The sequence below is a fragment of the Haloferula chungangensis genome, assembly GCF_042664875.1.
GTDB lineage: Bacteria > Verrucomicrobiota > Verrucomicrobiia > Verrucomicrobiales > Akkermansiaceae > Haloferula > Haloferula chungangensis.
The window spans coordinates 18,795-41,934 of record NZ_JBHTBS010000014.1 but is presented as its reverse complement, the minus strand read 5'-3'; the positions used below and the strand labels follow the sequence as shown (position 1 = coordinate 41,934).

Annotated in this window: 20 protein-coding genes and 1 riboswitch; of the genes, 6 read left to right on the top strand and 14 right to left on the bottom strand. The window is 58.4% G+C overall.

All coding sequences use genetic code 11. From position 1 onward, the window contains the following. Position 1: 1 nt before the first annotated feature. The 3 genes from ACFQY0_RS18815 to purU all read right to left on the bottom strand — a co-directional run bounded on the left by ACFQY0_RS18815 (position 2) and on the right by purU (position 3,415). Positions 2 to 1,765 (bottom strand): hypothetical protein, encoded by a 1,764-nt coding sequence (locus ACFQY0_RS18815; protein WP_379715723.1) that lies wholly within the window; start codon positions 1,763 to 1,765, stop codon positions 2 to 4. Beyond that, positions 1,762 to 2,493: an ABC transporter ATP-binding protein gene (locus ACFQY0_RS18810; protein ID WP_379715720.1), complete on the bottom strand. Its 732-nt coding sequence runs from the start codon at positions 2,491 to 2,493 to the stop codon at positions 1,762 to 1,764. Before ACFQY0_RS18810 ends, ACFQY0_RS18815 begins: the two co-directional genes overlap by 4 nt. A 61-nt stretch (positions 2,494 to 2,554) precedes the next feature. Further along, on the bottom strand, positions 2,555 to 3,415 hold the full coding sequence (purU, locus tag ACFQY0_RS18805) for a formyltetrahydrofolate deformylase (RefSeq protein ID WP_379715717.1): 861 nt from the start codon (positions 3,413 to 3,415) through the stop codon (positions 2,555 to 2,557). A 201-nt stretch (positions 3,416 to 3,616) separates the two neighbouring features. On the opposite strand from purU, the gene ACFQY0_RS18800 reads away from it, so the two are divergent. Beyond that, positions 3,617 to 4,123, top strand: coding sequence for a glycine cleavage system transcriptional repressor (locus ACFQY0_RS18800; RefSeq protein WP_379715714.1), 507 nt, complete (start codon positions 3,617 to 3,619; stop codon positions 4,121 to 4,123). 88 nt (positions 4,124 to 4,211) lie between these two features. On the opposite strand, the gene ACFQY0_RS18795 is transcribed toward ACFQY0_RS18800, so the two are convergent. Then, positions 4,212 to 4,655, bottom strand: coding sequence for a septal ring lytic transglycosylase RlpA family protein (locus ACFQY0_RS18795; RefSeq protein ID WP_379715711.1), 444 nt, complete (start codon positions 4,653 to 4,655; stop codon positions 4,212 to 4,214). A gap of 195 nt (positions 4,656 to 4,850) precedes the next feature. Here ACFQY0_RS18795 and ACFQY0_RS18790 point away from each other — a divergent pair, with 195 nt between their 5' ends. Together ACFQY0_RS18790 and ACFQY0_RS18785 are read left to right on the top strand one after the other, a co-directional pair. Further along, positions 4,851 to 5,522: a hypothetical protein gene (locus ACFQY0_RS18790; RefSeq protein WP_379715708.1), complete on the top strand. Its 672-nt coding sequence runs from the start codon at positions 4,851 to 4,853 to the stop codon at positions 5,520 to 5,522. A gap of 25 nt (positions 5,523 to 5,547) precedes the next feature. After that, a complete protein-coding gene (locus ACFQY0_RS18785; RefSeq protein WP_379715705.1) occupies positions 5,548 to 5,901 on the top strand; it encodes a cupin domain-containing protein in 354 nt (117 codons plus the stop codon). On the opposite strand, the gene ACFQY0_RS18780 is transcribed toward ACFQY0_RS18785, so the two are convergent. Next, on the bottom strand, positions 5,889 to 8,081 hold the full coding sequence (locus ACFQY0_RS18780; RefSeq protein ID WP_379715702.1) for a redoxin domain-containing protein: 2,193 nt from the start codon (positions 8,079 to 8,081) through the stop codon (positions 5,889 to 5,891). The genes ACFQY0_RS18785 and ACFQY0_RS18780 overlap by 13 nt on opposite strands. A gap of 184 nt (positions 8,082 to 8,265) precedes the next feature. Between ACFQY0_RS18780 and ACFQY0_RS18775 the strand changes: the two genes are divergently transcribed. Further along, entirely contained in the window at positions 8,266 to 9,465 is a 1,200-nt protein-coding gene (locus ACFQY0_RS18775) for a nucleoside monophosphate kinase (RefSeq protein ID WP_379715699.1), read from the top strand. Positions 9,466 to 9,883: 418 nt separating this feature from the next. Then, positions 9,884 to 10,744, top strand: a complete 861-nt coding sequence (locus ACFQY0_RS18770; RefSeq protein ID WP_379715696.1) for a sigma-70 family RNA polymerase sigma factor — start codon at positions 9,884 to 9,886, stop codon at positions 10,742 to 10,744. 78 nt (positions 10,745 to 10,822) lie between these two features. Here the strand turns inward: ACFQY0_RS18770 and ACFQY0_RS18765 are convergent, their stop codons facing one another. The 8 genes from ACFQY0_RS18765 to ACFQY0_RS18730 all read right to left on the bottom strand — a co-directional run bounded on the left by ACFQY0_RS18765 (position 10,823) and on the right by ACFQY0_RS18730 (position 21,710). Next, positions 10,823 to 11,983 (bottom strand): helix-turn-helix transcriptional regulator, encoded by a 1,161-nt coding sequence (locus ACFQY0_RS18765; protein WP_379715693.1) that lies wholly within the window; start codon positions 11,981 to 11,983, stop codon positions 10,823 to 10,825. Positions 11,984 to 12,216: 233 nt separating this feature from the next. Beyond that, positions 12,217 to 12,726 carry a hypothetical protein gene (locus tag ACFQY0_RS18760; RefSeq protein WP_379715690.1) on the bottom strand — a complete coding sequence of 170 codons (510 nt, stop codon included), beginning with the start codon at positions 12,724 to 12,726 and terminating at the stop codon, positions 12,217 to 12,219. Between the two features lie 4 nt (positions 12,727 to 12,730). Next, positions 12,731 to 12,937, bottom strand: a complete 207-nt coding sequence (locus ACFQY0_RS18755; RefSeq protein WP_379715687.1) for a hypothetical protein — start codon at positions 12,935 to 12,937, stop codon at positions 12,731 to 12,733. Between the two features lie 84 nt (positions 12,938 to 13,021). Then, a complete protein-coding gene (locus ACFQY0_RS18750) occupies positions 13,022 to 14,410 on the bottom strand; it encodes an efflux transporter outer membrane subunit (RefSeq protein WP_379715684.1) in 1,389 nt (462 codons plus the stop codon). 11 nt (positions 14,411 to 14,421) lie between these two features. Continuing rightward, positions 14,422 to 17,775: an efflux RND transporter permease subunit gene (locus ACFQY0_RS18745; RefSeq protein WP_379715681.1), complete on the bottom strand. Its 3,354-nt coding sequence runs from the start codon at positions 17,773 to 17,775 to the stop codon at positions 14,422 to 14,424. 3 nt (positions 17,776 to 17,778) lie between these two features. Then, positions 17,779 to 19,005, bottom strand: coding sequence for an efflux RND transporter periplasmic adaptor subunit (locus ACFQY0_RS18740; protein WP_379715678.1), 1,227 nt, complete (start codon positions 19,003 to 19,005; stop codon positions 17,779 to 17,781). A gap of 20 nt (positions 19,006 to 19,025) precedes the next feature. Continuing rightward, on the bottom strand, positions 19,026 to 19,658 hold the full coding sequence (locus ACFQY0_RS18735) for a TetR/AcrR family transcriptional regulator (protein WP_379715675.1): 633 nt from the start codon (positions 19,656 to 19,658) through the stop codon (positions 19,026 to 19,028). 252 nt (positions 19,659 to 19,910) lie between these two features. Next, positions 19,911 to 21,710 (bottom strand): TonB-dependent receptor plug domain-containing protein, encoded by a 1,800-nt coding sequence (locus tag ACFQY0_RS18730; RefSeq protein ID WP_379715672.1) that lies wholly within the window; start codon positions 21,708 to 21,710, stop codon positions 19,911 to 19,913. Between the two features lie 38 nt (positions 21,711 to 21,748). Next, positions 21,749 to 21,889, bottom strand: a riboswitch (cobalamin riboswitch). Between the two features lie 147 nt (positions 21,890 to 22,036). Here ACFQY0_RS18730 and ACFQY0_RS18725 point away from each other — a divergent pair. Further along, complete coding sequence (locus tag ACFQY0_RS18725; RefSeq protein ID WP_379715669.1) at positions 22,037 to 22,828, top strand: spermidine synthase; 792 nt, start codon at positions 22,037 to 22,039, stop codon at positions 22,826 to 22,828. Here ACFQY0_RS18725 and ACFQY0_RS18720 read toward each other — a convergent pair. Continuing rightward, positions 22,797 to 23,060 (bottom strand): hypothetical protein, encoded by a 264-nt coding sequence (locus tag ACFQY0_RS18720; RefSeq protein WP_379715666.1) that lies wholly within the window; start codon positions 23,058 to 23,060, stop codon positions 22,797 to 22,799. The genes ACFQY0_RS18725 and ACFQY0_RS18720 overlap by 32 nt on opposite strands. Positions 23,061 to 23,140 lie beyond the last annotated feature (80 nt).

The window sequence follows — 23,140 nt, the reverse complement described above, 5'->3', positions numbered from 1 at the left end:
GCTAGTCCGGCTTTAACCAATCGATGACTTGCTGATTGGATTGCCATCTTCGGATCTCGAAGGTGGCTCTGGCGGCGAGTCCGCAAATCGTTTGAGCGCCGAGAAGCAGGAGGAGACTAATAGTGAAATCCTTGGAGCCCATATCGGCGACAAGAAGGAAATAGGTGCTAAGGAGAGATGATCCTCCGGCGATCAGCCAAACGAATGCGAGGGCGATGGATAGAAGAGTGCCGAGGCCAAAGCGGATAATCGCTCGCTTCCGTCCTTTGGATCTTTCTTGGAGCCGACTCCAGATGAAAACGGGTCGAGATAGGATCCAGGTGAGACCAATGGAGGGAACCGCCATGAAGGCCATCCAAGGATTGATGTCCTCATTCAGCAACGTCAGTTGTATGGCCGCAACAGGGGCTCCGATGAGGATGAAGATCAGGGTGCGGGCGGTGGTTATCTTTGATGAAATGCGGAGGATGTCGCGCATGCTGATCGGTAGACCCGAGAAAAACAGAATGCTCTGTTCTCCGATATACCAAGTGCTGGTGGCTCGACTGATGGCATTGGTGAAGGGGAATAATCCCAGACCGATGATCAGTGGGGTGAGAAGCCAGATCCACAGGATAATACTGTCCTTGAGTTCGCCGTCCTTGAACGTGAATGCAAAGATGGCGACCGCAAGCAGCCAGATTGGGGTGATCTTCAGAACCAGGTTGGTGCGCCAGGTGTAGTTCCCGTTTGGGAGAGTAATGGCACCGGCGATGTGACGGTCCCGCAGTCCGATGCAGCGATTGATCCAGCGGTCGACCCACCCCTTGGCGGTGATGCTTAGAGGCTCGGGAAGGACGAACTCGTCAGGTTCATCTTTTGATGACAGGGAGCCACGAGCGATTGCTCTACTATTGTCAGGTTCTAGTTCGACAGAATCGAGATCATCAATTTCGTCGTATCCAAAATTGCCCCATGCGCCCAAAAAATCCTGAGGGGTATCGAAAAACCCGGCGATTTTCCGTGGCCAGGATGCCCATCGGATGAATCCCCATGAGATCCAGATGGCGGCAAGGAGGACGCCGCCACTCGAGAGAGCTTCAGGCAGAACCCAGGTGGGAGGATAGAGCCATGCAATTGCGGTGATGGCCTTGGCGACCCACCGGGGGGAATTGCCTTCGAGGAAGATTCCAGGTTGGGTGAAATAGAGAATGCTGAGAAGCAGTCCAAGACCGAGGAAGAGAAGTTGCCAGATGCTTGGAATTCGAAATTTGAGCAAGCGTTCGTCACCGAGAAGCATGACGGACGACATGGTTGTAGCGAAGAGGAGAAGACTGGTGCTGACGAGCTTAAGCGGATGATCAAGTGGCGACTCAATGAGGGCGAAGGAACATATGACACTCGCGATCAAAGGCGTAAGCCAATGCCGCCTCAAGTAGCAGCTCCTGATCCATCTGGCAGCATGGATACCGGCGATTGGAAGATTTACGAGGACGGTTGAGGCTCCCAGACGGGTAGCGGTTTCGTAGAGTTTTCCTGATCCGGCATGAGCGACAAACATGTGTAGCATTGCCGTGAGCAAGGTCTGCCAATGGAGCCCGCGAACTTCTTCGTAGGGAATTCCGAGAAGCATCGACACCCCGCCGACAAAGAGGACGAGTGACCCCAGACTTCTTAAAAACGCACCTGCTGAACTTTGATCTGGTGGCTTGAGCTTGTTCTTTTCAGAGCCAAGGCGGGCAAGTCTGAGAAGCTCTTTTTCAAGGTCGGTGTGGTGAAGCTTCATGGGTTCCCCCAGTTGCCTGTTAGAATTTTTTCCGCAGCTTCAGGGTCATCTCCAATGCGCTCCTGGATGGTCGTGGTTGAGTCCCAGAGAATGGTCTCCCCTTCCTTGATGACACAGACGTGGTCGGAGAAGTCCATGGCCATATCGACCATTTGGGTGGTGTAGACGACGGTTCCGCCACTGGCGGTCAGGTGCTTCACGAGTCGGCGGAATGCGCCCATTCCGAGGGCATCCATTCCCGATGCGAAGGGCTCGTCGACGAGCCAGAGCTCCGGTTCGATCATGGCAACGCACGCCAGGCCTGCCTTGTAAATCTGTCCACGGGAGAGGTTGGATACGGTTCGGCGCATCAGAGACGCGCTGCCGGTCTCCTTCAACCAATGAGCAACAAAGTCTTCCCGGCCTTTCGTTTCCTTCTCATAGAGGGCGGCAAAGGTTGCGATGTTTCGTCCGACTGATTGCTCGGGAAAGAGGAGGGGGATATCCGGTGTGAAGTGGAGTCTCCTCCTGAGGGAAAGGTTCTCGCGTGAGAAGGCCACTCCATCGTAGCGGACCAGACCGGAGTCAGGAACGCAGAGGCCAGCCATGATTCTTAGCAAAGTGGATTTTCCTGCACCGTTTTCTCCTAACAGAACGACGACTGACGAAGGTGGAAGGTCGAGGGTGACTTCACTGAGAGCTTGGGTCCGTCCGAAGGACTTGTAGATTTTCTCAAGCTCGATCTGCATGACCTATCAGGAGTTGGCGAAGAGGGGAACGGCAGCAAACGCTGGATCGGTGCTTGGTCTGTTAGTCCGGGAACACGATGGCCCGGCTTCCATCGATGATGGTGCGGTCGTTGACGTGGTAGCGGATGCCGCGGGCGAGGGCGGCGCGCTCACAGTCGCGGCCGAGGCGGGCGAGGTCGTTGGGGGTGTGGAAATGCTGCACGCGATCGACTTCCTGCTCAATGATCGGGCCGGCGTCGAGATCGGCGGTGACGTAGTGACAGGTGGCACCGATCAGTTTGACGCCCCGTTCGTAGGCTTGCCGGTAGGGATTGGCACCGATGAAGGCGGGCAGGAAGCTGTGATGGATGTTGATGATGCGGCCTTCGTAGGCACGGCAGAAGTCATCCGGGAGAATCTGCATGAAACGCGCGAGGACGATCAGTTCGACGTCTTCGGCTTGGAGGCGGTTTTGGATTTCGGCGAAGCCGGCGGCCTTCTTGTCGCCATCCATTTCGATGTGATGGAAGGGGATGCTGGCGTGTTTGGCGATGGGTTGGCAGGTGTCGCGGTTTCCAATGATGGAGGTGATTTCGACCGGGAGTTCGCCGAGTTCGGTGCGCCAGAGGATTTCCTGGAGGCAGTGGTCGGTTTTGGTGACGAGCACCGCGGTGCGCATCTTGTAGGGGAGGCGGCGAAAGTGCCAATCGGCCTGGAGCGCGCGGCCGAGGGTGCCAAAGCCATCGATGAAATCCTCGACTTCAACCGTGAGGCCGGCGGTATCGATTTCGAGGCGTGAGAAGAAGCGTCCTGCGAGCTTGTCGGTGAATTGAGCGAATTCGACGAGGTTGCCGGAGTAGCTGGCGACGTAGCCCGAGATTTTCGAGACGATGCCGGGTTGGTCGGGGCAGGAAAGTTTCAGGATCAGTCCGGGGCGGGCCATGGGGCCGGAATTCAGGCGGATGATCGTCCATCACGCAATGCTAGAGCGCGTCTCGGCGTGCCGGATCGATGAGGACCGGGGCAGGTGAAAGCCGGACGGCTCCATCGACGATGCCGCCTGGGGATAGTCCTCGTGGAATTAGGAGTCGGTCTTGAAAGAAAAGGCATGACCTCGGATCGGCGGTGGTGCATGCATGGAGTCATGAAAGTATCAGTAGTCATGACGGTTCTGGCAGCGGATCGAACGGGTATCGTCAAGCGGCTCTCAGAAACGGTGGCGGATCACGCCGGGAACTGGCTGGAGAGCCGGATGGCGCGGCTTGCGGGTCAGTTCGCCGGGATTCTGCGGGTTGAATGTGAGGAGGAGGGGATTGAAGAACTGGTCGAGGCTCTGGAGGCGCTTGCGAGTGAGGGGATTTCGGTTCAGGTGCAGCGGGAATCCCATCAGGAGGCACCCAAGCGCGCGATGCTTACGTTGGACGTGGTGGGCAATGATCGTCCGGGGATTGTGAAGGCGCTATCAGCGGCCATCGCGAGTGCAGGGGCAAATGTTGAGGATCTGCACACCGCGCTGGAGAGCGCTCCGATGTCGGGTCATCCCTTGTTTCATGCGAAGGGGATCGTTTCGCTTCCGGATGGCCTTTCTCCGGGAGCCCTGGTCGACTCCATCGAGTCCCTTGGCGAAGACCTTGCGGTATCGGTGGAGTGAGCGTCGCAGGAATGGCACTTGGGGGGCCATGAAAAAGGCCACCGGTCGATGGAGGACGGTGGCCTGAAAAAAAATTTCTGGGGGAGGATCAGCTCTTGTTGTCTTCCGTCGGAGCGACCTTCTCGACGACTTCCACTTTCACTTTGGTGATGCCGTTGCCGAAAAATCCAATGCGTTTGGCCACGCCTTCGGTGACGTCGATAATGCGTCCCTTGGTGTAGGGACCGCGGTCGGTGATCTTGACGATTTCGGACTTGCCGTTGTTGAGGTTGGTTACCCGAACCTTGGTGCCCATGGGCAAGGTTTTGTGAGCGGCGGTCGGCGCGTGGTTGCAGAGGGTCTCGCCGCTTGCGGTATGGGTTCCACCATTGCAGCGGATGCCGTACCAGGACGCCTGACCCTTCTGAACGGACTTAACCTTCCAGGTGGATTGGGTGGTGGCGACTTTCTTCTGATTCGCTTGTGAGGCGCAAGAAGTGAAAAGAAGGGCTCCGGCAAAGGCCAGGGCCACGGATTTATAGGTCCGGGTCATGGTATGTCTTGAGTGGTTCCTGCCGTCGAACGGCGAAGCCCAATACGAGTGGGATTTAGGGCTGGCAAGCCCAAAGTTCGCTAGGCTAAATCTCACATTTTCAATGAAATACGGGGGTTTCAGCGTGTTTAGTTTGGTTTGATTAAGCTTTTTTATCGTCAAGATGGGCAGGAATCTGCTAATTGGATCGCTATGATGGAGACGTGGATTTCCTCGAGTTGTGATCGTTTTACTCGTTCCGACTTCGCCTTTCTCGCCGAAATTCTTTCGCCGGGAGATCAGAATCGCCACTTGTGGACTCTGTGGGAAGATCCCGAGGCGATGCGTGAGATGCTTGATCTCAAGGAGGTTTTCCGAGGGGTGATCGATTCTCCCGGCGCGGTGTGCGTTTCTCCTCACTTCTATTTTTACGTGCTCGTTCGTCACTCGTTCCTCCAGGCAGGAATTGAGGATGTGGCGGTTGCCGATTTTGTGTCCGCGGTTCTGGCCGAGAGGGTGGGGGCTGATCCGGATGATGTGTTGAAAGGGGTGCCATCCGGACTGACTCATGTGACGGATTTTGTATCGATTCTCGAATCGGCGCACGGCAGGCTGCGCTTTCATTTGCAGGTGGCGGCGGGAAATCAGTTCCTCGTTCTAACAGGCTTGTTCCCGGGATTTCTTCAGCGCCGGTGTGAACGTCGTGGTGCTCCAGGTGTCGAATTCTACGAAAATTTCGCTCGGAAGGCCTATCGTCAGGCGGCGGATAATCCGAACGTCCCACGCAATGCCCCGCGACAGCTTTTTGGCAATCTCTCGGAGGTGCTGCCGCAGGCACGACTGACCCTCAACCGGGTCGCCGAGGAATTGGTTTTCCTTGGCGACTGAGCGAAGGAGGTGTCGGATGTCGGGCATGGAAGTCCGTGCCATTGATCAGCAAGCGCCATTCACGACCAAGGATGGGTCGACCATTCGCAGCATACTCGATCGATCGAATGCCCCGGTGGAGAAGCAGAGTCTCGCGGAAGCGACCATTCCCGCAGGTGGCGAGACCGAACGTCACTGGCATAAGGAAAGCGAGGAATTCTATTTCATCCTCTCCGGCAGCGGCACGATGGAGCTTGAGGGGGAAACGAGGGAGGTTGGAGAGGGCGATGCGATTTTGATTCCAGCTGGATCCTGGCATCAGATTCAGGCGCGGGAGGATCTTCGTCTGCTCTGCTGCTGCTCGCCTCCCTATCGGCATGAGGATACCTACTTCGAGTGATGCAGCTTGAGCAGACGGCTTGATTCGTTGAGGAGGAAATCGATGTCCATGAACGGGTCGGCGGAAATATCGGACCAGAGAACCCTGCCTTTGGGACTGATCAGGTGGGTGCCGTGGAGTGGCTGCTTTTCGAAGTCGTCGTAAGCATTGTAGGCTCGGAAGGATTTCATATCCGGGTCGGCGCACAGCGGGAAGGGGAACGGGCCGTCCGAACTCGCGTAGTTGTATTGGGATTTGCTGAGTTCAGTATAGTCATCGGTGCTGATGGCGATGACGGTTAGGCCGGATTTTTTGAAGTCGTCGTAGCGCTCGGCGATGGCGTTGAGTTGCTCGGCGCAGTGGAGGCAGGAATGGCCGAGGTAGTGGATGAGGATGACGGCTTGACCTCGGTAGTCGGAAAGTTGATTGGACTGGAGATAGAGGGAAGCGAGGGCAAAATTGTAGGCCTGAGGCGGGGACCAGTGGCGCGGCCCGAGATCGGTCAGGTTGGGACGTTCGCCGAAGTCAGCGGGAATTTCGTAGGGAACGGTCCAGTCATCCGGGATACCGTATTCCTTCGCGATCGGTAAAAGTCGAACGAAGGGCGGGGCCTGAAGGTCGAGATGGGAGGAGTGTTGGCGCAGTTCGCCGAAGCATCGGCGGGCTTCGTCGTGGCGCTCGAGGGCATGAAGGACTTCGATGCGAGCGGCGAGCGGGAGAGTCTGATTCCTGCTCTTCTCCATGGTGGCCTTCGAGAGCTCATCGGCCTTCTTTTCATTGCCGAGTGCCAAGTGCTTGAGAGCTTTGGCGAAATCGGGGCGTTGCGATCTTTCCAATGCGGTGAGAGCGGCATTCGTGTCGCCGTCAATCGCGCTGAGGCACGCCTTGAGTTCGTCGAGGGTCTTGTTGATTTGTTCGGCTTCCTTGTTGGCTTTGCCTCCCGCTTTCCTGTTTCCGTTATTTCTGGCTTTCTGCGGTTCCTGTCCCTTCGTCTTCTTGATGGCTTCCACCTTGGCAATGGTTTCCATGAGGTAGTCTTTTTGTTTCAATTCGGACTGGGCAATGCCGATGAGCCGGAGGCGTGGGAGTTCGTCGCGAGATTCAGGAAGGGCTTCGAGCCAGGTGGTGCCGGCGAGCATCAGGGTTTCATTCCAGAGTTCGAATTTTTCCAATACCTCGAGCAATCGGTCGCGCCCATAGCGGTAGGAGTGGGCTTTTCCTTCGAGGCTGTTGAGTTTGGGGTGGCGTGGATTGGCGAGGAGGGACTTCGCCATGGCGAGGGCCTCGGGAGCATTGCCGAGGTGGATCCAGCTGCGGGCGAGCCATTCGTTGTTATGGGCGTAGTTGTGGATCTGGTCGGGAAGGAGTTGGCGATCATGCATGTGGGCGTGATCGATGCGGGAGGATGCCATTTGGTGCCAGACGGCGTCTTCGTGGCGACTGAGCTTCGAGTAGATATGGCCGGGCATGTGCCACATGTGGGCGATCGCCGGGGCGGTGATGCCGAGCTTGGCGGCGGAGTCGATGGCGCGTTCGGCTTTGTGTTTGTCCCACAGGTGGATGCGATAGTGATGGGCGGGATGGAGCGGAGCCGTGCTAAAAATCTGCTGAAGCAAGGCGTCGACGGCTTCATGGCTGGGAATCGGGATGCCACCCTTTTCAGAGAACTGCCAGAGGCGGCAGGCGAGGAATGCCTTGGCCTCGAGGTCGTGGGGGTAGTCGTGGATGATGCCTTCGAGGTCGTGGACGAGCTCCAAGTTGCGTGCTTTGGCGTCCTCCGGAATTCCGTCGTAATAGTTCGCTTGGGCGTTGATGTATTGGAGTTCGCGGGGCGAGGCTTTGGTGGCGAGCGAGCTTGCCTTGTCGATGAAATCACGCGCTCGCTCAGGATTCTCCCAATTGGCCATCGCCATGCCCCAGTAGGCCATGGCGCAATGGGGGTCATGGGCCGCGATCTGCCGAAAGGAGCGCTCGGCTTCATAGTACCAAAAACCGTGAAGCTGCCCGAGTCCTTGGTCGAAGTATGCCTGGCCATCTTCCCATGAGGTCGTGATGGGTAAATGGACCTTTCCGGTGCCCTCGATGATGACCGCTTCCTGACGGGGCCCTTCGTTGAAGGCTTCGCCCTGATGCGAGTGGCCGGGGTCCAGGGGCTCGGCTGCGAGGGTGGTGATGAAAAGGAGAGTGAAAAGTCGGTGCATCGGAGTGAGAGACCGAGTCTCTGGAAGATCGACAGGAGTCGTCATGAATACCAAGCGGCAGGCAGGGAGCTTTCAAGCGAGGAGTCTTTGGCGGGGCGCATGATTTCGGCATCGATGGCTATTTCTTATGATTTTAGCAGCGATGCTGGACCAAGCTGCCGGTGTGGTGTGGAGTTCCGGTCTGATGAGTTCCGAACAAAAGCCCGCAGCCAATCCCCCACAGGATCTTGAAATCAAGGACGCTCAGTTGATTTTCAATCGGGTCTGGAGGGGTTTGGAGAATGAATTCGGGCGCGAGAACCTTCAATTTCCCAAAGAGCTGATCCTTCTGGGTGGCGCTCCGGGATCGGGTAAGGGGACGAATACCAATTTCATCCGCAAGGTCCGGGGGATCACCGCGGAGCCGATCGTCATCAGCGAGCTGCTCGATTCTCCGGAAGCGCGGAAAATCAAGGAAGAAGGGGGAATGGTCGGAGATGAAGAAGTGCTCCGGTTGCTATTGTTCCGCTTGCTTCGCTCCAATATTCGGGACGGCACGGTGCTCGATGGATTCCCCCGGACCAAGGTGCAGGTCGAATGCCTAAAGTTGTTTTATGATCAGATGATTTCCCTGCGCCGGGAGTTTTCCAACACGCCCACGGCTCATCTCTTCCGGCAGCCGACCTTTCACATCATGGTGTTGTTCGTCGATGAAGCTGAAAGCATCGAACGTCAGTTGAAGCGCGGTCGTGAATCGATCGCGCACAACAAGGAGGTCAGGGAATCCGGGATCGGGGAGTTGTGGGAAGAGCGAAAGACCGACTTCGACCCGGAGCTTGCGCGGAACCGTTACCGGACTTTCAAGGAGAAGACCTATGATGCCTTGGTCTCACTGAAGCAGATATTCCACTATCACTTCATCAATGCCCAGGCACCGATCGAAGTGGTCCAGCAGAACATCATCCGAGAGCTCGACTATCAGAGTTCACTCGAGCTGGATCCGCGGACTTATGATTCGCTGCGGGCAATTCCATTGGCTGAGGACATTGTCCAGCGTGCGCGGCAGGAACTGGTGAAGCGGCTGGACGGCTACCAGGTAGAGCACCCCGAACTGCTGAAGGCGGTCGTCGACTTTATTCAGGAAAAGACGATGCCGATCATCAAGCGCTACGCCGTGAGTGGACGCGCGACGATCAATACGGAGGATCCGCTCTTTGATCAGCCCATTGCTTTGGCAATCCTGATCGACATCTTTTCGGAGCGCGGTTTCAAGGCCAGCGTCGATATTCACCGTCAGGAGATTCCCGAGCGTTTCGATCTTGCGACGGGTAAGATCGAGACCCGGAAGAAGAAGGTCTATCGGATCATGGTGCTATTTACAGGATCGACGATTCGCAGGGGATAATTCCTCGCGGAAAGGCCGATGGAAATTCGGTCAGGTGGCGTCTGCTGCTCGGTGTGCCTTCGTCGACGGCTCTCCCTCCGGCGAGAGTCGATGGCATGGGCCGCGTGCGCATTTCGTGTATCTGCGTAGCGGCCTGGATTGCAGGATGTGCGACAGAATGTCCAAAGTGGGGCATTATGCATCGGCCAAATCGGTCGTCCCTGCTTGGAGGATTCACGAATAGCCTACGAAATAAGGCTTTAAGGGCGTTTGGCTGCCTCGGCACGTCATTTGCTAGGATAGCCTTGTTGAAATGACAGGGCTTCAGTGTTAACCATGTCATTACAAAAGAAGTCGAAAAAATCGGGAACAAAACAGCCCCCAGCGACGTTTAATCTTATAGTAACACTCGAACCATCCCGCTTAGGGACCCAATATTATGGCATTTGAAAATGACTCCAGCTTGAAGCTCTACATGCGAGAAATTTCCCGCACGCCGCTGCTTACCCCTGAAGAAGAGGTAGTGCTGGCAGGCAAAATTAAGAAGGGAGACAAGGAGGCGCGAACCCAGATGATCAGTGCCAACCTGCGGTTGGTGGTGAAGATTGCCCAGGATTATTCGGGCTACGGGCTGCCACTCTCCGACCTGATTTCCGAAGGCAACATCGGCCTGATGAAGGCGGTCGAGCGTTTTGATCCTGAGAAGGGTGGAAAGCTTTCAACCTATGCGGCCTGGTGGATCAAGCAATCGATCAAAAGGGCGCTCGCCAACCAGAGCAAGACGATCCGTCTTCCCGTGCACATGGTCGATAAGATCGCCAAGATGCGCCGGATTTCCTCAATGCTCGGCGAAGCCCTTGGCCGGGAACCGACCGATGAGGAGCTCTCCGAAGAACTGGGTCTTCCGCGTCGCAAACTGGCGATGCTGAAGCAGGCTTCGCAACGTCCGACATCGCTTGATGCTCCGATCAATGAAGGCGAGGCAACTCAGTATGGAGAGATCATTGGCGACGAGTCAGCCGACAACCCACTCGAAAGTCTCAGCGACAAGAACATGCATGGTGAGTTGGATGACCTCCTTTCGGTTCTTGATCAGCGGGAGCGCCAGATTATCGACGAGCGTTTCGGCCTTAATGGCAAGAAGCCGCTGACCTTGGAAGAAGTCGGCCGTGAGTTCGGGGTAACACGCGAGCGCATCCGCCAACTTCAGAATGTCGCTCTGACCAAAATGAGAAAGGCTCTCCGTCGTAAGGAGAAGCCCTTGCCCAAGGCCCTCGATGAGGGGCTGGCAGCTTCCTAACAGGAGCCATTTGATTACGAACCAGTTTAGAAAGAGGGCTGCGGGATCCATCTCGCAGCCCTTTCTGCGACCCTCACTCTAGACCTCCGACGAGATGACCGCGATGGCATGCTCGGCGGGGGTTACAAAGATCCGTTCGAATCGTTTGTCGGAACTACGTACCAACCACTGTGATCCCGCCTTGTCTCGACTGATGAATTCCATGGCCCCCCGGTCGAGGACGGCGACGCGGGTTCCTTTGCCGTTCGCGTCGACTGAGAATAGCTCGATGATTTCGTGAAGGGCGTTGGCAACGATGAGTGTGTGGGGGGGGAGGTTGCTTTCGCCCGCGTGACCGATGGGCTGCTCACCGGGCACGAACCAGCTTACCGCATCCCGATCTGATACCTGGCAAAGTGCCTTCAAGTCGCTGTTAGAAAGCGCTGCCTTGTTCCATGCCTTGCGGAATTGGAGAGGCGTCCATGAGAAGGCCTTGCTGAAGGACCGGATGAACTGTTCCCGGCTGTTGAAGCCGGATTTTCTTGCGACATCCTTGATGGAAATATCGGTGCGCATCAGATGGTGTCGCGCGAGAGTCAGACGGTGAGCCGTGAGGTGTTCGGCGAATCCTGATCCGGTCGTTTCCTTGAGGATGCGGATCAGTTGTCGGGGGCTTTTCTTGAAGTGCTCGGCTGCATCCCCGAGCTTCACCGATTTTTCCACTTGAGAGGATAACCAGCGGTGGAGATCGGTGACAAATTGCTGCTTGGCAGGGACGTTGGAGGTTTTTCGGACACGGAGTTCACCCATCGGCAGCTGGCGACCCAAGGCGACCAGGCGTTGGGCTGCGATGATCAGTGGAAGGGTATCACCGTTTTGAGAAGCCGCCGATACCGAGCAATTCCTCGCGTCGTTGATGATCTCATTGAGTTGTTGCCGATGAGCTCGGTTAAATAGGGGGAAGTTGTGGGTCGGATGACCGTTAGATCGTGCTGACAGGCCTTTGGGGGTGACTTCGATGACGAGGTATTGCTGGGATTCCAGCGTCGGTGTCAGGTGCACGCCTTCAGGGAGGAATTTGATCCCGATCGGGCCCTGATCATGGTCCCAGCGGTAGAGGAAACCCGGACCCGTGATTTTCAGCTTCGGGTGCCTATCGCCACTTATGGCGGCGGAAAGTGTGGATCCACGACCGTTTGCCCAGCTGGCCGCAAGATCGTTGAATGGGGGGGTGATGGCATTGCCGTTCTGCTTGGTCATGCGATGTCAGTGGTCCGGGGGAGGGGAGGGGGAGGAAACGCCCAGGATATCAAGGGGGGAACCTGATATCAGACGGCCGTCTGATCGGGGTGGTAGACGAAATTTTCGCTAGCAGAAAGCGAAGATTTCCCGACAGGCGCTTTCGCCGGTCGGATGGGGAGCTCCCCAACTTGGATGGGGGCGGGGGAGTGGGCATTCTCCCTTACGAGAGAAACGAGGAATGCTGGGGAGCTTTAGTGCTCTTCGTCGTCGTGGGGAGTGTTGGCATTGGGGCCGGAACTCATTCCGATTCCGGGAATCACCTTGCGCACGAGCCGTTTGAGACCGCTTTCTCCAGCTTCGACCTCGGCTTCGGCCTGACGGACGGCTTTTTCCCATGCTGGGGCGAAGCCGGGTGCCTGTTCACGCATCATACGCACGGCACTCTCGGTGATCTGATACTGACGGTGCTCGGCCCGGCCGGGCTTGTTTTGCAGACCCGCCAGAGACACTCGAAGGTTCTCGTTCTGCCTCCGCAGGTCGTCAAGCTCGTCTTGGAGTGACTGATTTCCCTGGGAATTGATCTTCAGCTGGGTGTTGAGGTGGCCCTGAAGTTCGCGCAGTTCGCTTTCCAATCGGCGCACATCGCGGGACAGCCGCAGTTTTGTCGAAAGCCCGGACTTCCAAGCGAAAAATGCGAAGGTGAAGCCAATGAGGAGTCCCCAAACGAACTCGCTTTGCATGATCTTGATGAACTGTTCCATGAAGTTAGTGGGAAATATCTGATGCGGTATCGGTTGAAGTGTGCCCGAGAGCAGAAAGGACTTCTGATGTCAGGTCGAGCGGGTTTTTTTCGTAGAGCGTGACAAATCCGTTGGCGCGTAACCTCGACGCCCCGGCGAGGGCTGTCTTCAAGCTTGCCGCGGCAACTCCGGTGGCGGAGCTGTGAGTGCTGGAGGCGGCGCTGCGGAGCATCGGCGGGGAGCATGTACCCGCTTTGACCGCCTGTCTAGCGTCCGAACTCTCCGGATGCCTGTCATCTCCGGATATCGACCGATTTCAGCGCTGCCAGCCACCGCCGAGCGACTGGATAAGGTGGGTTGCTGCCAAGGCGCGCGCGAGCTCGATGGAAAGAGCGGCCTGTTCTTCATTGAGGGCCGTTCGTTCCGATTCCACGACCTCAAAATAGTCGGTAACGCCCGCGTTGTAGCGCTTGCGCGTAAGCGTGGCGGCTTCTGCGGCACTGGTGGAGCCTTTCTTTCTCGATGCTGATGCCACGGCGAGGTGGCGGACATCGCCGAGCGCATCCTCGGTTTCCTGAATGGCGCTCAGGAGGGAACCGCGATAGATGCCGAGGGCTTCGCGATAGGCTGCCTCTGCCCTCGCTTTATCGGAGAAACCACGGCCACCTTGGAAGATGGGCGCAACAAGCTCCGGTGCAATTCCCCACAACTTTGATTGGGGATCAAAGAGGTCGGTGCTGCTGAGGGAGCGGAAACCTCCTTCACCGGTAATGGAAATGCGCGGGAGGTAAGTCGCGATGGCGACACCGATGGTTTCGCTGGCATAGGCGAGTCGGCGTTCGTTGGCCGCGAGGTCGGGGCGCCGGCGAAGGAGATCAGAGGGGACGGCGGATGGGGGCACCGGGATGGTCGGGGTGCGGCCGTTGGCTGCGAGGTGATAGCCCGCAGCACTTTGTCCGGTGAGGACGGCGAGCGCGTTCTCGTAGCGCTCGCGCCGGGCGCGCAGCTGGGCGAGCTCGGCCTTGACGCTTTCATCTTCCGTGATCGAGCGCTGGTAGTCGATCTTGCTGCTCGCACCGCCATCGAAGCGGGCTTTCATGAGGCGTCTCGCCTCACCGCGCAGCTTCGACGTTTTTTCGAGCAAGGCGATCTCGGCATCGGCAAAGCGGAGCGAAACATAGGCGCGAGTGATCTCACCACGCAGCGAGAGAATCAGGCCCTGGTAATCATATTCGGCGGCAAGGAGGCTGGCCTCTGCGGCGCCGATGCTCCGACGAACCCGGCCCCACAGATCAATTTCCCAACTCAGGTTCAGAGCGGCGCGGTACTCATTGTAGACGCCGAAGGAAAAGTTCGAGTTCGAGCTGTCCTTCTGGCGCCGCGCGTAGGCGTCGGCCGTGACGGACGGGTAGATGTCGGCGCGAGCCAGCCCGAGGGTGGCACGGGCCTGGTCGTAGCGGGCCAACTCGCTGCGCACTCCCTGGCCCTGGGTGTCGGCCATCTTGATCAGGCGTGAGAGTTCCGGGTCGTTGAAAAGCGACCACCAGGATCCCTCGGGGGGTGCCTGTGAAAAGCCGGTGTTCTTGAAGGCGGACTCGAGCTCAGCCTGGGGGGCAACGTAATCCGGGCCGACCGCGCAGGACGCGAGGAAGGGAATCACCAGCACGCAAAGCTTGCTAAGATTTCTAGGAAATGGAGATCGCATGAGTGAAATGGTTAAGCTGCCTCGGACTGAGGCTGTTTCAGGGCAAAGATCACGCTGAGAACGGCGGGGACGAGAAATACGGTGAATACCGTACTTACGGTAAGTCCGCCGACGACCACGGCGCCAAGGCCACGGTAGAGCTCGGAGCCCGCGCCCGGCATCACGACGAGTGGAAGCATGCCACCGACCGAAGTCAGCGTGGACATCAGGATGGGCCGCACCCGGCTGCGAACGCTTTCGACCACTGAAGTCATCGGATCGAGCTTTTCGTGATGCATGAAATTGAGCGCCTGGTGGACGATGAGGATGGCGTTGTTCACCACGACGCCGGCGAGAATCACGAATCCCAGAATAGTCAGCATGTCGAGGTTCTGCACCGGCATGTAGCGGTCGCCCTGGCTGAGATGGTGAACCGCGGCGAGACCGAGGAAACCACCGAAGGTCGCAAGCGGCACGCTCAGCATGATCACGAGGGGGTAGGCCCAGCTCTGAAACAGAATGACCATCAGAAGGTAGATGACGACCATGGCGAGGACCAGTTTGCTGGTGAGGGTGCCGATGAGGGATCCGTCTCCAAGGAGTGCGCCCTTGATGTCCGCCAGCTTGCCGGCTGAACCGGATAGGCTGACATCGACGCCGGGAGGGATGGCACCCTGCGCCTTCATGTTTTCCACCATCTCGGTGACCTGGCTGATCACCGTTTCGAGCGGCTGGCCGGCCGGCGGGGTGAGCTCCAGCGTGACGGCGCGCTGACGGTCCACGTGGCGGATCTGGTCGGGTCCGCGAACGCGCTCAAGCGTGGCGATCGAGCGCAGGTCGACGATGTCGCCGGACGGGGTGGCGACCGGCAGGTCGAGGAGCTGATCGAGCGGCTCCTTTCCTTCCTCTCCCTTTGTTAGAATCTTGATGTCCTTGAGTTCACCGTCCTGCTCATAGTCCCGGAAGAGCACGATGCCATCGCCTCCCGCCTGGACCGCAAGGCCGAGATCGGAACGAGTCATGTCGAGCTCCCGAAGACGGGCGTCATCGGGGACGATGCGCATTTCATCGAGCGGGAAGGCGAAGTTCGGAGGAGCGGGAGTAATCCGGGCTTGGGAGTCGGGATTGCTCATCATGGCACCCATGACGGCCGCGGCGGCCCCGGATACGGCATCGAGATCGCGGCCTTTAAAGTCGATCTGCACAGCGGATCCCGTCGAGCCGCCGACGCGGAACAAGGGCATCTGGAAGGCGATCGAAAAAGTGTCGGGCGTCGCTGTGCCGGAGGCGGCGTAGTTGAAGGCGGGGACGAGGTCGGCGACCGTCTTCTTGTCTGCCGAGATGCCGCCGTGAAAGATCCGTCCTTCGAAGGAAACGAGGAAGTAATTGTCCAGCGGAGGAGGCGTGATCATCAGCCCCGAACCATCGCCGGCGGGGATCGGCTGGATATTGTTTTCGACCACCATCTCGCCACCGGACAGGCGGGTCTCGATGCCGTACTTGTCAGGCGTGGCCTCCCACAGGGGCTGGATCCTCTCCTCAATGCGCTCGCCCATTTCCGACAGGGCGTCGAGGTTGTAGCCGGGAGGCGGGAAGAGCAGACCGAAGACAAGGTTGCGATTTCCTTGCGGGAGGTAGTCGAGCGGTGGCATCAGGATGCCAGTGCCGGTGATCATCACGAGGGTGAAGGAAATGATCACGGTGAAACGTCGCGCCCAGGTGGCGGTCACGAATCTCACCGCGCTGGCAGCCATGTCCGGCAGTCTTTCAAAGAGGATGCCGAAAGGGCGCAGAGGAGCTCCGAGGATCTTGAAGAAACGTGATCCGAACACCCGGTCAAAGAGCGAAGGTCCGTCCCCGGTTTCGGTGGGCGTCAGCCATTTTCCGGAGGCGACGGGAATGAGCGTCAAGCTCACGACCAGCGAGAGGCTCACCGCGGCCATCAGTGCCAGAGCGATGTCTCGGAACAGCTGTCCCGCCTGCTCCTCGATCATCAGAATGGGGGCAAACACGACCACGGTTGTTAGAGTCGAGGCGAGCACGGCGCCACCGACTTCGATGGCGCCATCACGGGCTGCGGTCGTCGGCTTCTTGCCCATTTCCAGATGGCGGAAGATGTTCTCGATGACGACGATGGCGTTGTCGACCACCATGCCGACCGCGAAGGCGAGACCCGCCAGTGAGATGATGTTGATCGAGCGTCCCAGCATCACCAGCACGGTGAATGAGGCGATGGTTGAGACGGGAATGGCGATCGCGATGATGCCGACCGCCCGCAGGCTGCGCAGGAAGAACAGCAGAGTGATGGTGGCAAGTAGGCCTCCGAGGACGAGATTGGAGCGGACCAGTTCAAAGGCGTCTTCAACGTAGGTGGAAGCGTCGTATGTCTGCACCAACTCCAGAGTTCCATCCATGCCGAGTTGGCGGGCCTTCTCATCGAGCAAGGCGCCGGGTTTGTTCAGCTCGGCCACTTCTGCATTGAGGAGCTCCATGGTCTCGAGAAGGTTCGCTCCCCGTTGGAGCTGGAAGTTGAAAAAGGCGGCACGTTGTCCGCGCGAACGAACCCATGAGGTCGGCTCCTTCCAGTCGTTGCGGATCTCGGCGACATCACCGAGGTAGACGGGCCCCGCCTCGTCGCGGAAAATGATCATCCTTTCCGCGGACTCCGGCGTGTCGAATCGGCCGGTTGCCCGGATTCGGAAGTCACGCTTTCCCTGCTCGATCTTGCCACCGGAAAAGTTGGCATTGGCGGCGGTGATGCCACTGCGCAGTTGAGCGTAAGTGATGCCGCGTTGAGCGAGCGCATGGGGGTCGACGACGATCTGAAGTTCGGAGGCTGTCGCACCCCGCACGCCCACCTCGCTGACTCCCGGGATTCGTTCGAAGCGCGGCTTGATGCTGCGATCCATGAAGTCGTAAAGCTGCCCGGGATTGTAGTTGGGGTCGGTCGAAAACAGCCCGATCCATGCGATGTAGTCGGCGGATTCGGGATCAATGTCCTGGACGACGGGTTGCAGCACGCCGTCCGGATAGCCGGGAACCTCATCGAGTTTCTGGAGCACTTCATGCTGGGCTTCGGAAATGTCGGTGCCGGTTTCAAATTCCAGACGGATCGTCCCCTGGCCAGCGGCGCTGGTGCTGATCATCGACTGCAGGCCGGTCGTTTCGCCGAGAACCTTTTCCTGCTCTTCGATAATGTCGGACTCGATTTCGTCTGATGAGGCATTTTCCCAGGTCGTGGTGACGGCGATCACCACCGATGAGATCTCGGGCGTCATCCGCACCGGCACCTGGGTGATGGCAAGGATGCCGGTAAATACGGCAAGCATCGTACCCACCGCGATGCTGATGGGTTGCCGGATGAGTGATTCGATGATGTTTCTCATGGCTCAGCGTGCGCTCGTGTTTCCTGCTTCACCGCGTGTCTCGGTCCATGGTTTCGGATCGAGAGGGGTGCCGGGAAAGAGGCGCTCGTTTCCTTCGACGATGACCTGGTCACCTGCTTTCAGAGTTCCCGGAACCAGGATGGATTTGCCGTTGCGCTCGAAGAGCAAATCGACGGGCACCTGCTTCGCGATTGGTGGTCCCTCGCTGCTCGTGTCGGGGACATAAACGTGGGTCCCGGAGTAGCTCTTGAGGATGGCGTCCGCGGAGATCACCAACTGCTTGGTTGGCAGTCCAAGCGGCACGATGGCTTCGACGGATGATCCGGGAATCAGCAGGTTCTCGGGATCGGGAACGTGGGCAATCAGGTTGAAGCTGCGTGAGCGTCCCTCGACGTCGGGAATCACTGAGATGCTGTCGGCTTTGATGCTCTCGTTGCGGCCAGGAAGCCTCAGCTGAACGGACTCCGGCGACGCATGTTTGAGCAGTGAAGCCTTCCTCTCGGGGAGTTGAAGCCATGCTTCGACGGCACCGGTGGAAACCAGCGTGATGACGGGATCACCCTCGTTGAGCCATTCGCCCAATTCGGTGTGGACGGCGACCACACGTCCCGAGAAGGGAGCTTTGATTTCCAAGTCGACAAAGCGGACGTCTAACAGCTCGAAGCGCTTGCTGGCGACTTCGACCGCTTCCTTTGCCGCGTTTACCTGAGCTTCGGAGACCTTCATTTCCCGGAGGCTGTCGAGGTATTCCCGCTCGGCCACCGCGCGCTCGTCCCACAGGCCGCGCATCATCTCTTCATCAAGAACCGCCCGTTCCCGCTCGGCTTCCCGTTGAGTCAATTCAGCCTTTGATGCGGTGAGTGCGGCGGTCGCTTCCTGTTTGAGGGCTTCCAGTCGGCGGGTGTCGAGTTTTGCGATCACGGCACCGGCTTCAATGAGGTCACCTTCGTCGACATTCAGCGAATCGACGGCTGCGGATTCCCTTGCCGCGACTTCCGCCCGATGGACGGCACGCAGTGTTCCTGTGACGGTGAGGTTCTCGACGATCTCGCTTTCTTCGACGGGGCTGACAATGACCGTGCTGGGCGGACGACCGCCGGCTCCGCCTGCTGGTCCGATCTCTGGCTCTGCTTCGCGCAGGGCTTTCAAGCCGAACCACATGGTGACGCCGAGAACGATGATGATGCCGATCCAGGCGAGGGATTGGCGCGATTTGGTTGATGAGCTCATGAGAGGATATGGGGAAATTGTTAGGAGCGGACGCTTGGGCTCTCGAGATTGGGGTGGAGTTCGGCACCGATGATCCGGCCGAATGCTCCGGCGAAATGGCGGACTCGTTCGGGATCGTTGTGAATGCGGGCCTGCGTGGAGCAGCCTTCCATCATGGAAAAGATGCAGGCAGCGGTCTCCTCGGGGTCGTCGATCGAGATGTCACCTTTCTCAATCGCTTCGCGTAGCGTGTCTTCCACGTAGGACTGGTAGCGGTCGAGCATCTGGCGGATGGTGGCAGCCACCTCGGGTTCGATGGCGGCCGTTTCAGTGCCAAGATTGAAATACGGACAGCCAAGAACGCGGCCGTGGTCCCGCTGGCAATTGATGGCTTTCTGATACCACAGCTCGATCATCCGCTCGAACCGTGCGAGCGGTGGCCGGGATGGCGAGAAGACTTCTTCAATGGTCGGCCGACTGGAACTTTCCCAAAGGTGTTCCAAGGCGGCAACGGCGAGATCGGTCTTCGATTTGAAGAAGTGATAGAAGGACCCCTTGCGGACATCCGCCCGCTCACAAATCGCATCGACCGTCGTGGATCCGTAGCTGCGCTCCCAAATGGCAGCGATCATCGCGTCGAGCAGGCGGACGCGGGCTGTGCTCTGTGGAGGCATGCGGGGACCTCTACTTGACTAATTGGTCAAGTCAATCCGCCATTTTGACTCACTAGTCAAATCGACCGGCCCTTCCCGGTCGCGTTCCCTCCAAATCGCACAAAGGATGGCTGAAGAGGCCCGATTTTTCCGATCAGTCTGCGGCCCTTTCCTTTTTCCTCAGCAACGGACCGATACCCGCCGTGAGAGACGCTCCTGCTTGGGTGAGATGACCCAAGCAGAAGCGGGGATGGGTATGAACGGTCAGGAGTGTTAGAACGCTGCCGTGATTCCGGTGAAGAATCCCAGGCCGGGGCCGGCGATGGGGGTGCCGAAGCGGGAGAGTTCGTAGTCGGTATCGGTGAGGTTCTCGACTCGGGCGTGGAGAGTGAGATGTTCGCTGACCTGGTAGCTGCCGTAGATTCGCAGCAAGAAGTAGTCTTCGAGTGGTGCGCCGCCGTAGGAACGCTCATCGATGTAGCTTGCTCCGACTCCGACTAACAGCTTGTCAATTGGTCGCCAGTCGAGGGATGCGGTGGCGGTATTTTCGGGCATGTCCCGGAGGGATTCATCGAGCCAGGTCCACGAGAGGCGGTAGCGCCATTCGTTGTCGCACCACGATCCATCAAGCGCGGTTTCGAGACCGCGTGTCGGGGTCTCACCGGAGATGTTGACGGGTGGTGTGGGGAAAGAGCGGACCTGGTCTTCGATGGAGTTGGCAAACCAGGTGACGGAAACGGCGTGGTCCTCGGCAATGATTTGCTCGACGCCGACATCCCATCCCAGGCTGGTTTCGGCCTTGAGGTTGGGATTTCCAGCGCCGAATGCGGTGCCATAGAGGTCGAGAAAGGTCGGAGTGCGGAAGGCTCGTCCGAGACCAGCACGCAGGCGGGTATCCTCAAGTGCCTGCCATGAGGCTCCGACACGCCAAGTGATCTCATCATCGAAGTCGGCGTAGTCTTCCCAGCGGACGACGGCGTCGGTGACAACGGATTCCATCGGCGTCCATTGCCAGCCGAGGTGCACGCCGAAGCGGTCCTGTCCGACATCGGAGCCGATGGTGTTAGAGAAGTCGTTGTGTTCGAAAAATGCCCCGGCTAGAATGCTGTGGCAGGGGTCGAGAACAATGGTGTGATCGGTGGAAAGAACGGTGCGATCGAGGTCGGTGCCGTAGTTTCCGAAGGCGGTGTCGTTGTCGTAGTTCTCGCGATAGTGACCGAGGGTGAAGCGGGCATTCCAGTTCTCCCGTATACGGGTGTTGGCGTAGATGGTAGCCAGAGCTGAGTCGGTGTGGTCGACGTTGGTGCCGAAGTTCTGATACTCGAAGCGCGAGTCGACAGCCCGGAAGGTCATGCCGAGGGTCAGGTTTTCATTCTGCGCCCACTCGAGTCGCAAGGCTCCGCGGGATTGGTCGAAGTCCTGGCGGATGTCGTCGTTGTGGGTGCCATCGTACCCGAGACCGGCGAACCACGAGAGTTTGCCGCTTTGCCCGGAGTTTGAGAGGTAGCCGTTGAGGGAGTCGAAAGAACCACCTTCGAGATTCAAGCGGGTAGTTGGATCGCCTGACCCCCTGGCAGTTTCGAGCCAAATCACGCCGCCGACGGCTTCTCCGCCGTGGATCGCAGCGTGGGGACCGCGCAGCACTTCAATGCGCCCGATGTCATCGATACGCGCCGCGCCGAAAAAGTTTCCGAGCTGGCTGGTCGAGTCGCTGAGGCGGATGCCATCGACGACCAACTGCGAATAGGCGGTGGAGGTGCCGCGGATGAAGACGGAGCCGACGGCTCCGGTTTGACCGGCGGTCGAAGTGGCGATCACGCCGGGAACTTCGTTGAGTGCCTGGCGGAGATCGTAGATGCCGCGACTTTCGAGATCTTCGGGATCGAGGATGGTGACGGCCGAGGTGGAATCCGAGGCGAGGCCGGGCATCCGCGTGGCGGAAATGATCAGGGCATCGAGTTCCGATTCGACTTCGGCGGAAAGATTGCCGGAGAAGGTGAGGGCCGAGGCGATGAAAAGGCTACGGCTTGTCGTGAGCGTCCTCCATGAGCAGGACGTTTGGTTGTTGTGCATTGTTCGTTTGGGTCCATGAACCCGATTCTCGCAGGTTCGCTAAGACAACTCTTCAGGCTGGTATTCTGGCTTGCGCTGCTTTCACAGCTCATACAGTGGCGGAACCGCTCCGGATTCTAACCGGATTCCCCATCAATTTCCTGCCCGTGCGACGGGCCTCCCGAAGGGTGCCGCTTTGTTTTTCGCGGCGGCGGGAGAATGAGCGACAAGGTCTGGCTGGCAAGGATGAAGAGGCCCCAACAAGGAAATCGCGCGAAACTCCCTTCGATCCCACTTACCCGTGGTTTTGGATGCGCCCGATCCGCACTCGCGAATCGGCAGTCATCATGAAAGGGTGCCGGATGCCGATGCGCCGACATTCCACCGTCGAGACCGAGTTTCAAAAAATCGAGGTCTGGAAATCGGAGCTTAGTTGTGAGTTTCGCGTGTCGGGAGCCGTGCACGCCTGGTGGCACCGGGATCGCTATCTCACGGGCTTGGCGTGGGACAATCTGGCTGCAGCTTGTCTGCTGCGCTCTGATGGTCCGCCGAAGTCGGTTCTGATGCTGGGGCTGGCCGGCGGTACGACGCTGCGGATCCTCCGGCAACTTTTGCCGAAGTGCCGATTCACGGCGGTGGATATCGATAGGAAAGTGGTGGAGGTGGCACGGGAGCACATGCATCTCGATGAGATTGGAATGAAGGTGCACTTTGCCGATGCCTATCGATGGGCGAGCGGTCGGAAGGAGCGCTACGATGTGATCATCGACGACTGCTATCTGGCGGGAGCGGAGGATGTCTATCGTCCGGAGAAGAAGCCCGGACGGGGCATCGACGTTCTAACAGAGCTGCTGGCTCCCGGGGGCTTGTTTCTAACAAATCTCGTAACCGGCTCGGGACATCGTCGCGTGCAGAGCCGGACGCGTGCGGCCTTCAAGCGCGCCTTTGCGGAGGTCCGCTCGGTGGTCACGCCGGATAGCTACAATGAAACGCTGGTGGGTGGCTCGAAGGTGCTGACGGGATCACGTCTGCGAGAATGGCAAGCCCGCTTCTCAAGAAAGAAGGACCTGGACTACTGGCGGCGTTTGCAGGTGCGTGCCGTGCAGCTCAGAAAAGCAACGGACAGTCCCGCTGACTGAGAGGGGCTGTTGGTCTCGCCAGAATGCTGTCGATCATCGTGATGAGATCGAGGGAAGGAATGACGTCGCCTTCCAGAATGGCTCGGAGTTCGGTCGACCAGGTGGATGGGTGGCCGCCTTCCTTTTGACTGAGGATCAGTGCGGTCTCACTCAATCGCCCGCTCTTCGCCAACTGCTTGCGTGTGCGCCGCAGCCAGGCAATGAGGTAGGGGTGGGCTGGTCGATGGTGCACGGGTGAACACTATCGGCTCCCGATGAGTTTGGCAAGGTTGAAGACGTGCGCAGTCCCTCATGCATTTCAAGGCTGTGCCC

Excerpts from the sequence above, each read along its gene's own strand:
- ACFQY0_RS18755 (WP_379715687.1), bottom strand. The coding sequence starts at position 12,937 with ATGCTCCGCAGCGCCGCCTCCAGCACTCACAGCTCCGCCACCGGAGTT.
- ACFQY0_RS18815 (WP_379715723.1), bottom strand. The coding sequence starts at position 1,765 with ATGAAGCTTCACCACACCGACCTTGAAAAAGAGCTTCTCAGACTTGCC.
- ACFQY0_RS18735 (WP_379715675.1), bottom strand. The coding sequence starts at position 19,658 with ATGCCTCCACAGAGCACAGCCCGCGTCCGCCTGCTCGACGCGATGATC.
- ACFQY0_RS18770 (WP_379715696.1), top strand. The coding sequence starts at position 9,884 with ATGGCATTTGAAAATGACTCCAGCTTGAAGCTCTACATGCGAGAAATT.
- ACFQY0_RS18800 (WP_379715714.1), top strand. The coding sequence starts at position 3,617 with ATGAAAGTATCAGTAGTCATGACGGTTCTGGCAGCGGATCGAACGGGT.
- purU (WP_379715717.1), bottom strand. The coding sequence starts at position 3,415 with ATGGCCCGCCCCGGACTGATCCTGAAACTTTCCTGCCCCGACCAACCC.
- ACFQY0_RS18775 (WP_379715699.1), top strand. The coding sequence starts at position 8,266 with ATGAGTTCCGAACAAAAGCCCGCAGCCAATCCCCCACAGGATCTTGAA.
- ACFQY0_RS18790 (WP_379715708.1), top strand. The coding sequence starts at position 4,851 with ATGGAGACGTGGATTTCCTCGAGTTGTGATCGTTTTACTCGTTCCGAC.
- ACFQY0_RS18810 (WP_379715720.1), bottom strand. The coding sequence starts at position 2,493 with ATGCAGATCGAGCTTGAGAAAATCTACAAGTCCTTCGGACGGACCCAA.
- ACFQY0_RS18795 (WP_379715711.1), bottom strand. The coding sequence starts at position 4,655 with ATGACCCGGACCTATAAATCCGTGGCCCTGGCCTTTGCCGGAGCCCTT.
- ACFQY0_RS18745 (WP_379715681.1), bottom strand. The coding sequence starts at position 17,775 with ATGAGAAACATCATCGAATCACTCATCCGGCAACCCATCAGCATCGCG.
- ACFQY0_RS18750 (WP_379715684.1), bottom strand. The coding sequence starts at position 14,410 with ATGCGATCTCCATTTCCTAGAAATCTTAGCAAGCTTTGCGTGCTGGTG.
- ACFQY0_RS18780 (WP_379715702.1), bottom strand. The coding sequence starts at position 8,081 with ATGCACCGACTTTTCACTCTCCTTTTCATCACCACCCTCGCAGCCGAG.
- ACFQY0_RS18725 (WP_379715669.1), top strand. The coding sequence starts at position 22,037 with ATGAAAGGGTGCCGGATGCCGATGCGCCGACATTCCACCGTCGAGACC.
- ACFQY0_RS18760 (WP_379715690.1), bottom strand. The coding sequence starts at position 12,726 with ATGGAACAGTTCATCAAGATCATGCAAAGCGAGTTCGTTTGGGGACTC.
- ACFQY0_RS18765 (WP_379715693.1), bottom strand. The coding sequence starts at position 11,983 with ATGACCAAGCAGAACGGCAATGCCATCACCCCCCCATTCAACGATCTT.
- ACFQY0_RS18785 (WP_379715705.1), top strand. The coding sequence starts at position 5,548 with ATGGAAGTCCGTGCCATTGATCAGCAAGCGCCATTCACGACCAAGGAT.
- ACFQY0_RS18740 (WP_379715678.1), bottom strand. The coding sequence starts at position 19,005 with ATGAGCTCATCAACCAAATCGCGCCAATCCCTCGCCTGGATCGGCATC.
- ACFQY0_RS18730 (WP_379715672.1), bottom strand. The coding sequence starts at position 21,710 with ATGCACAACAACCAAACGTCCTGCTCATGGAGGACGCTCACGACAAGC.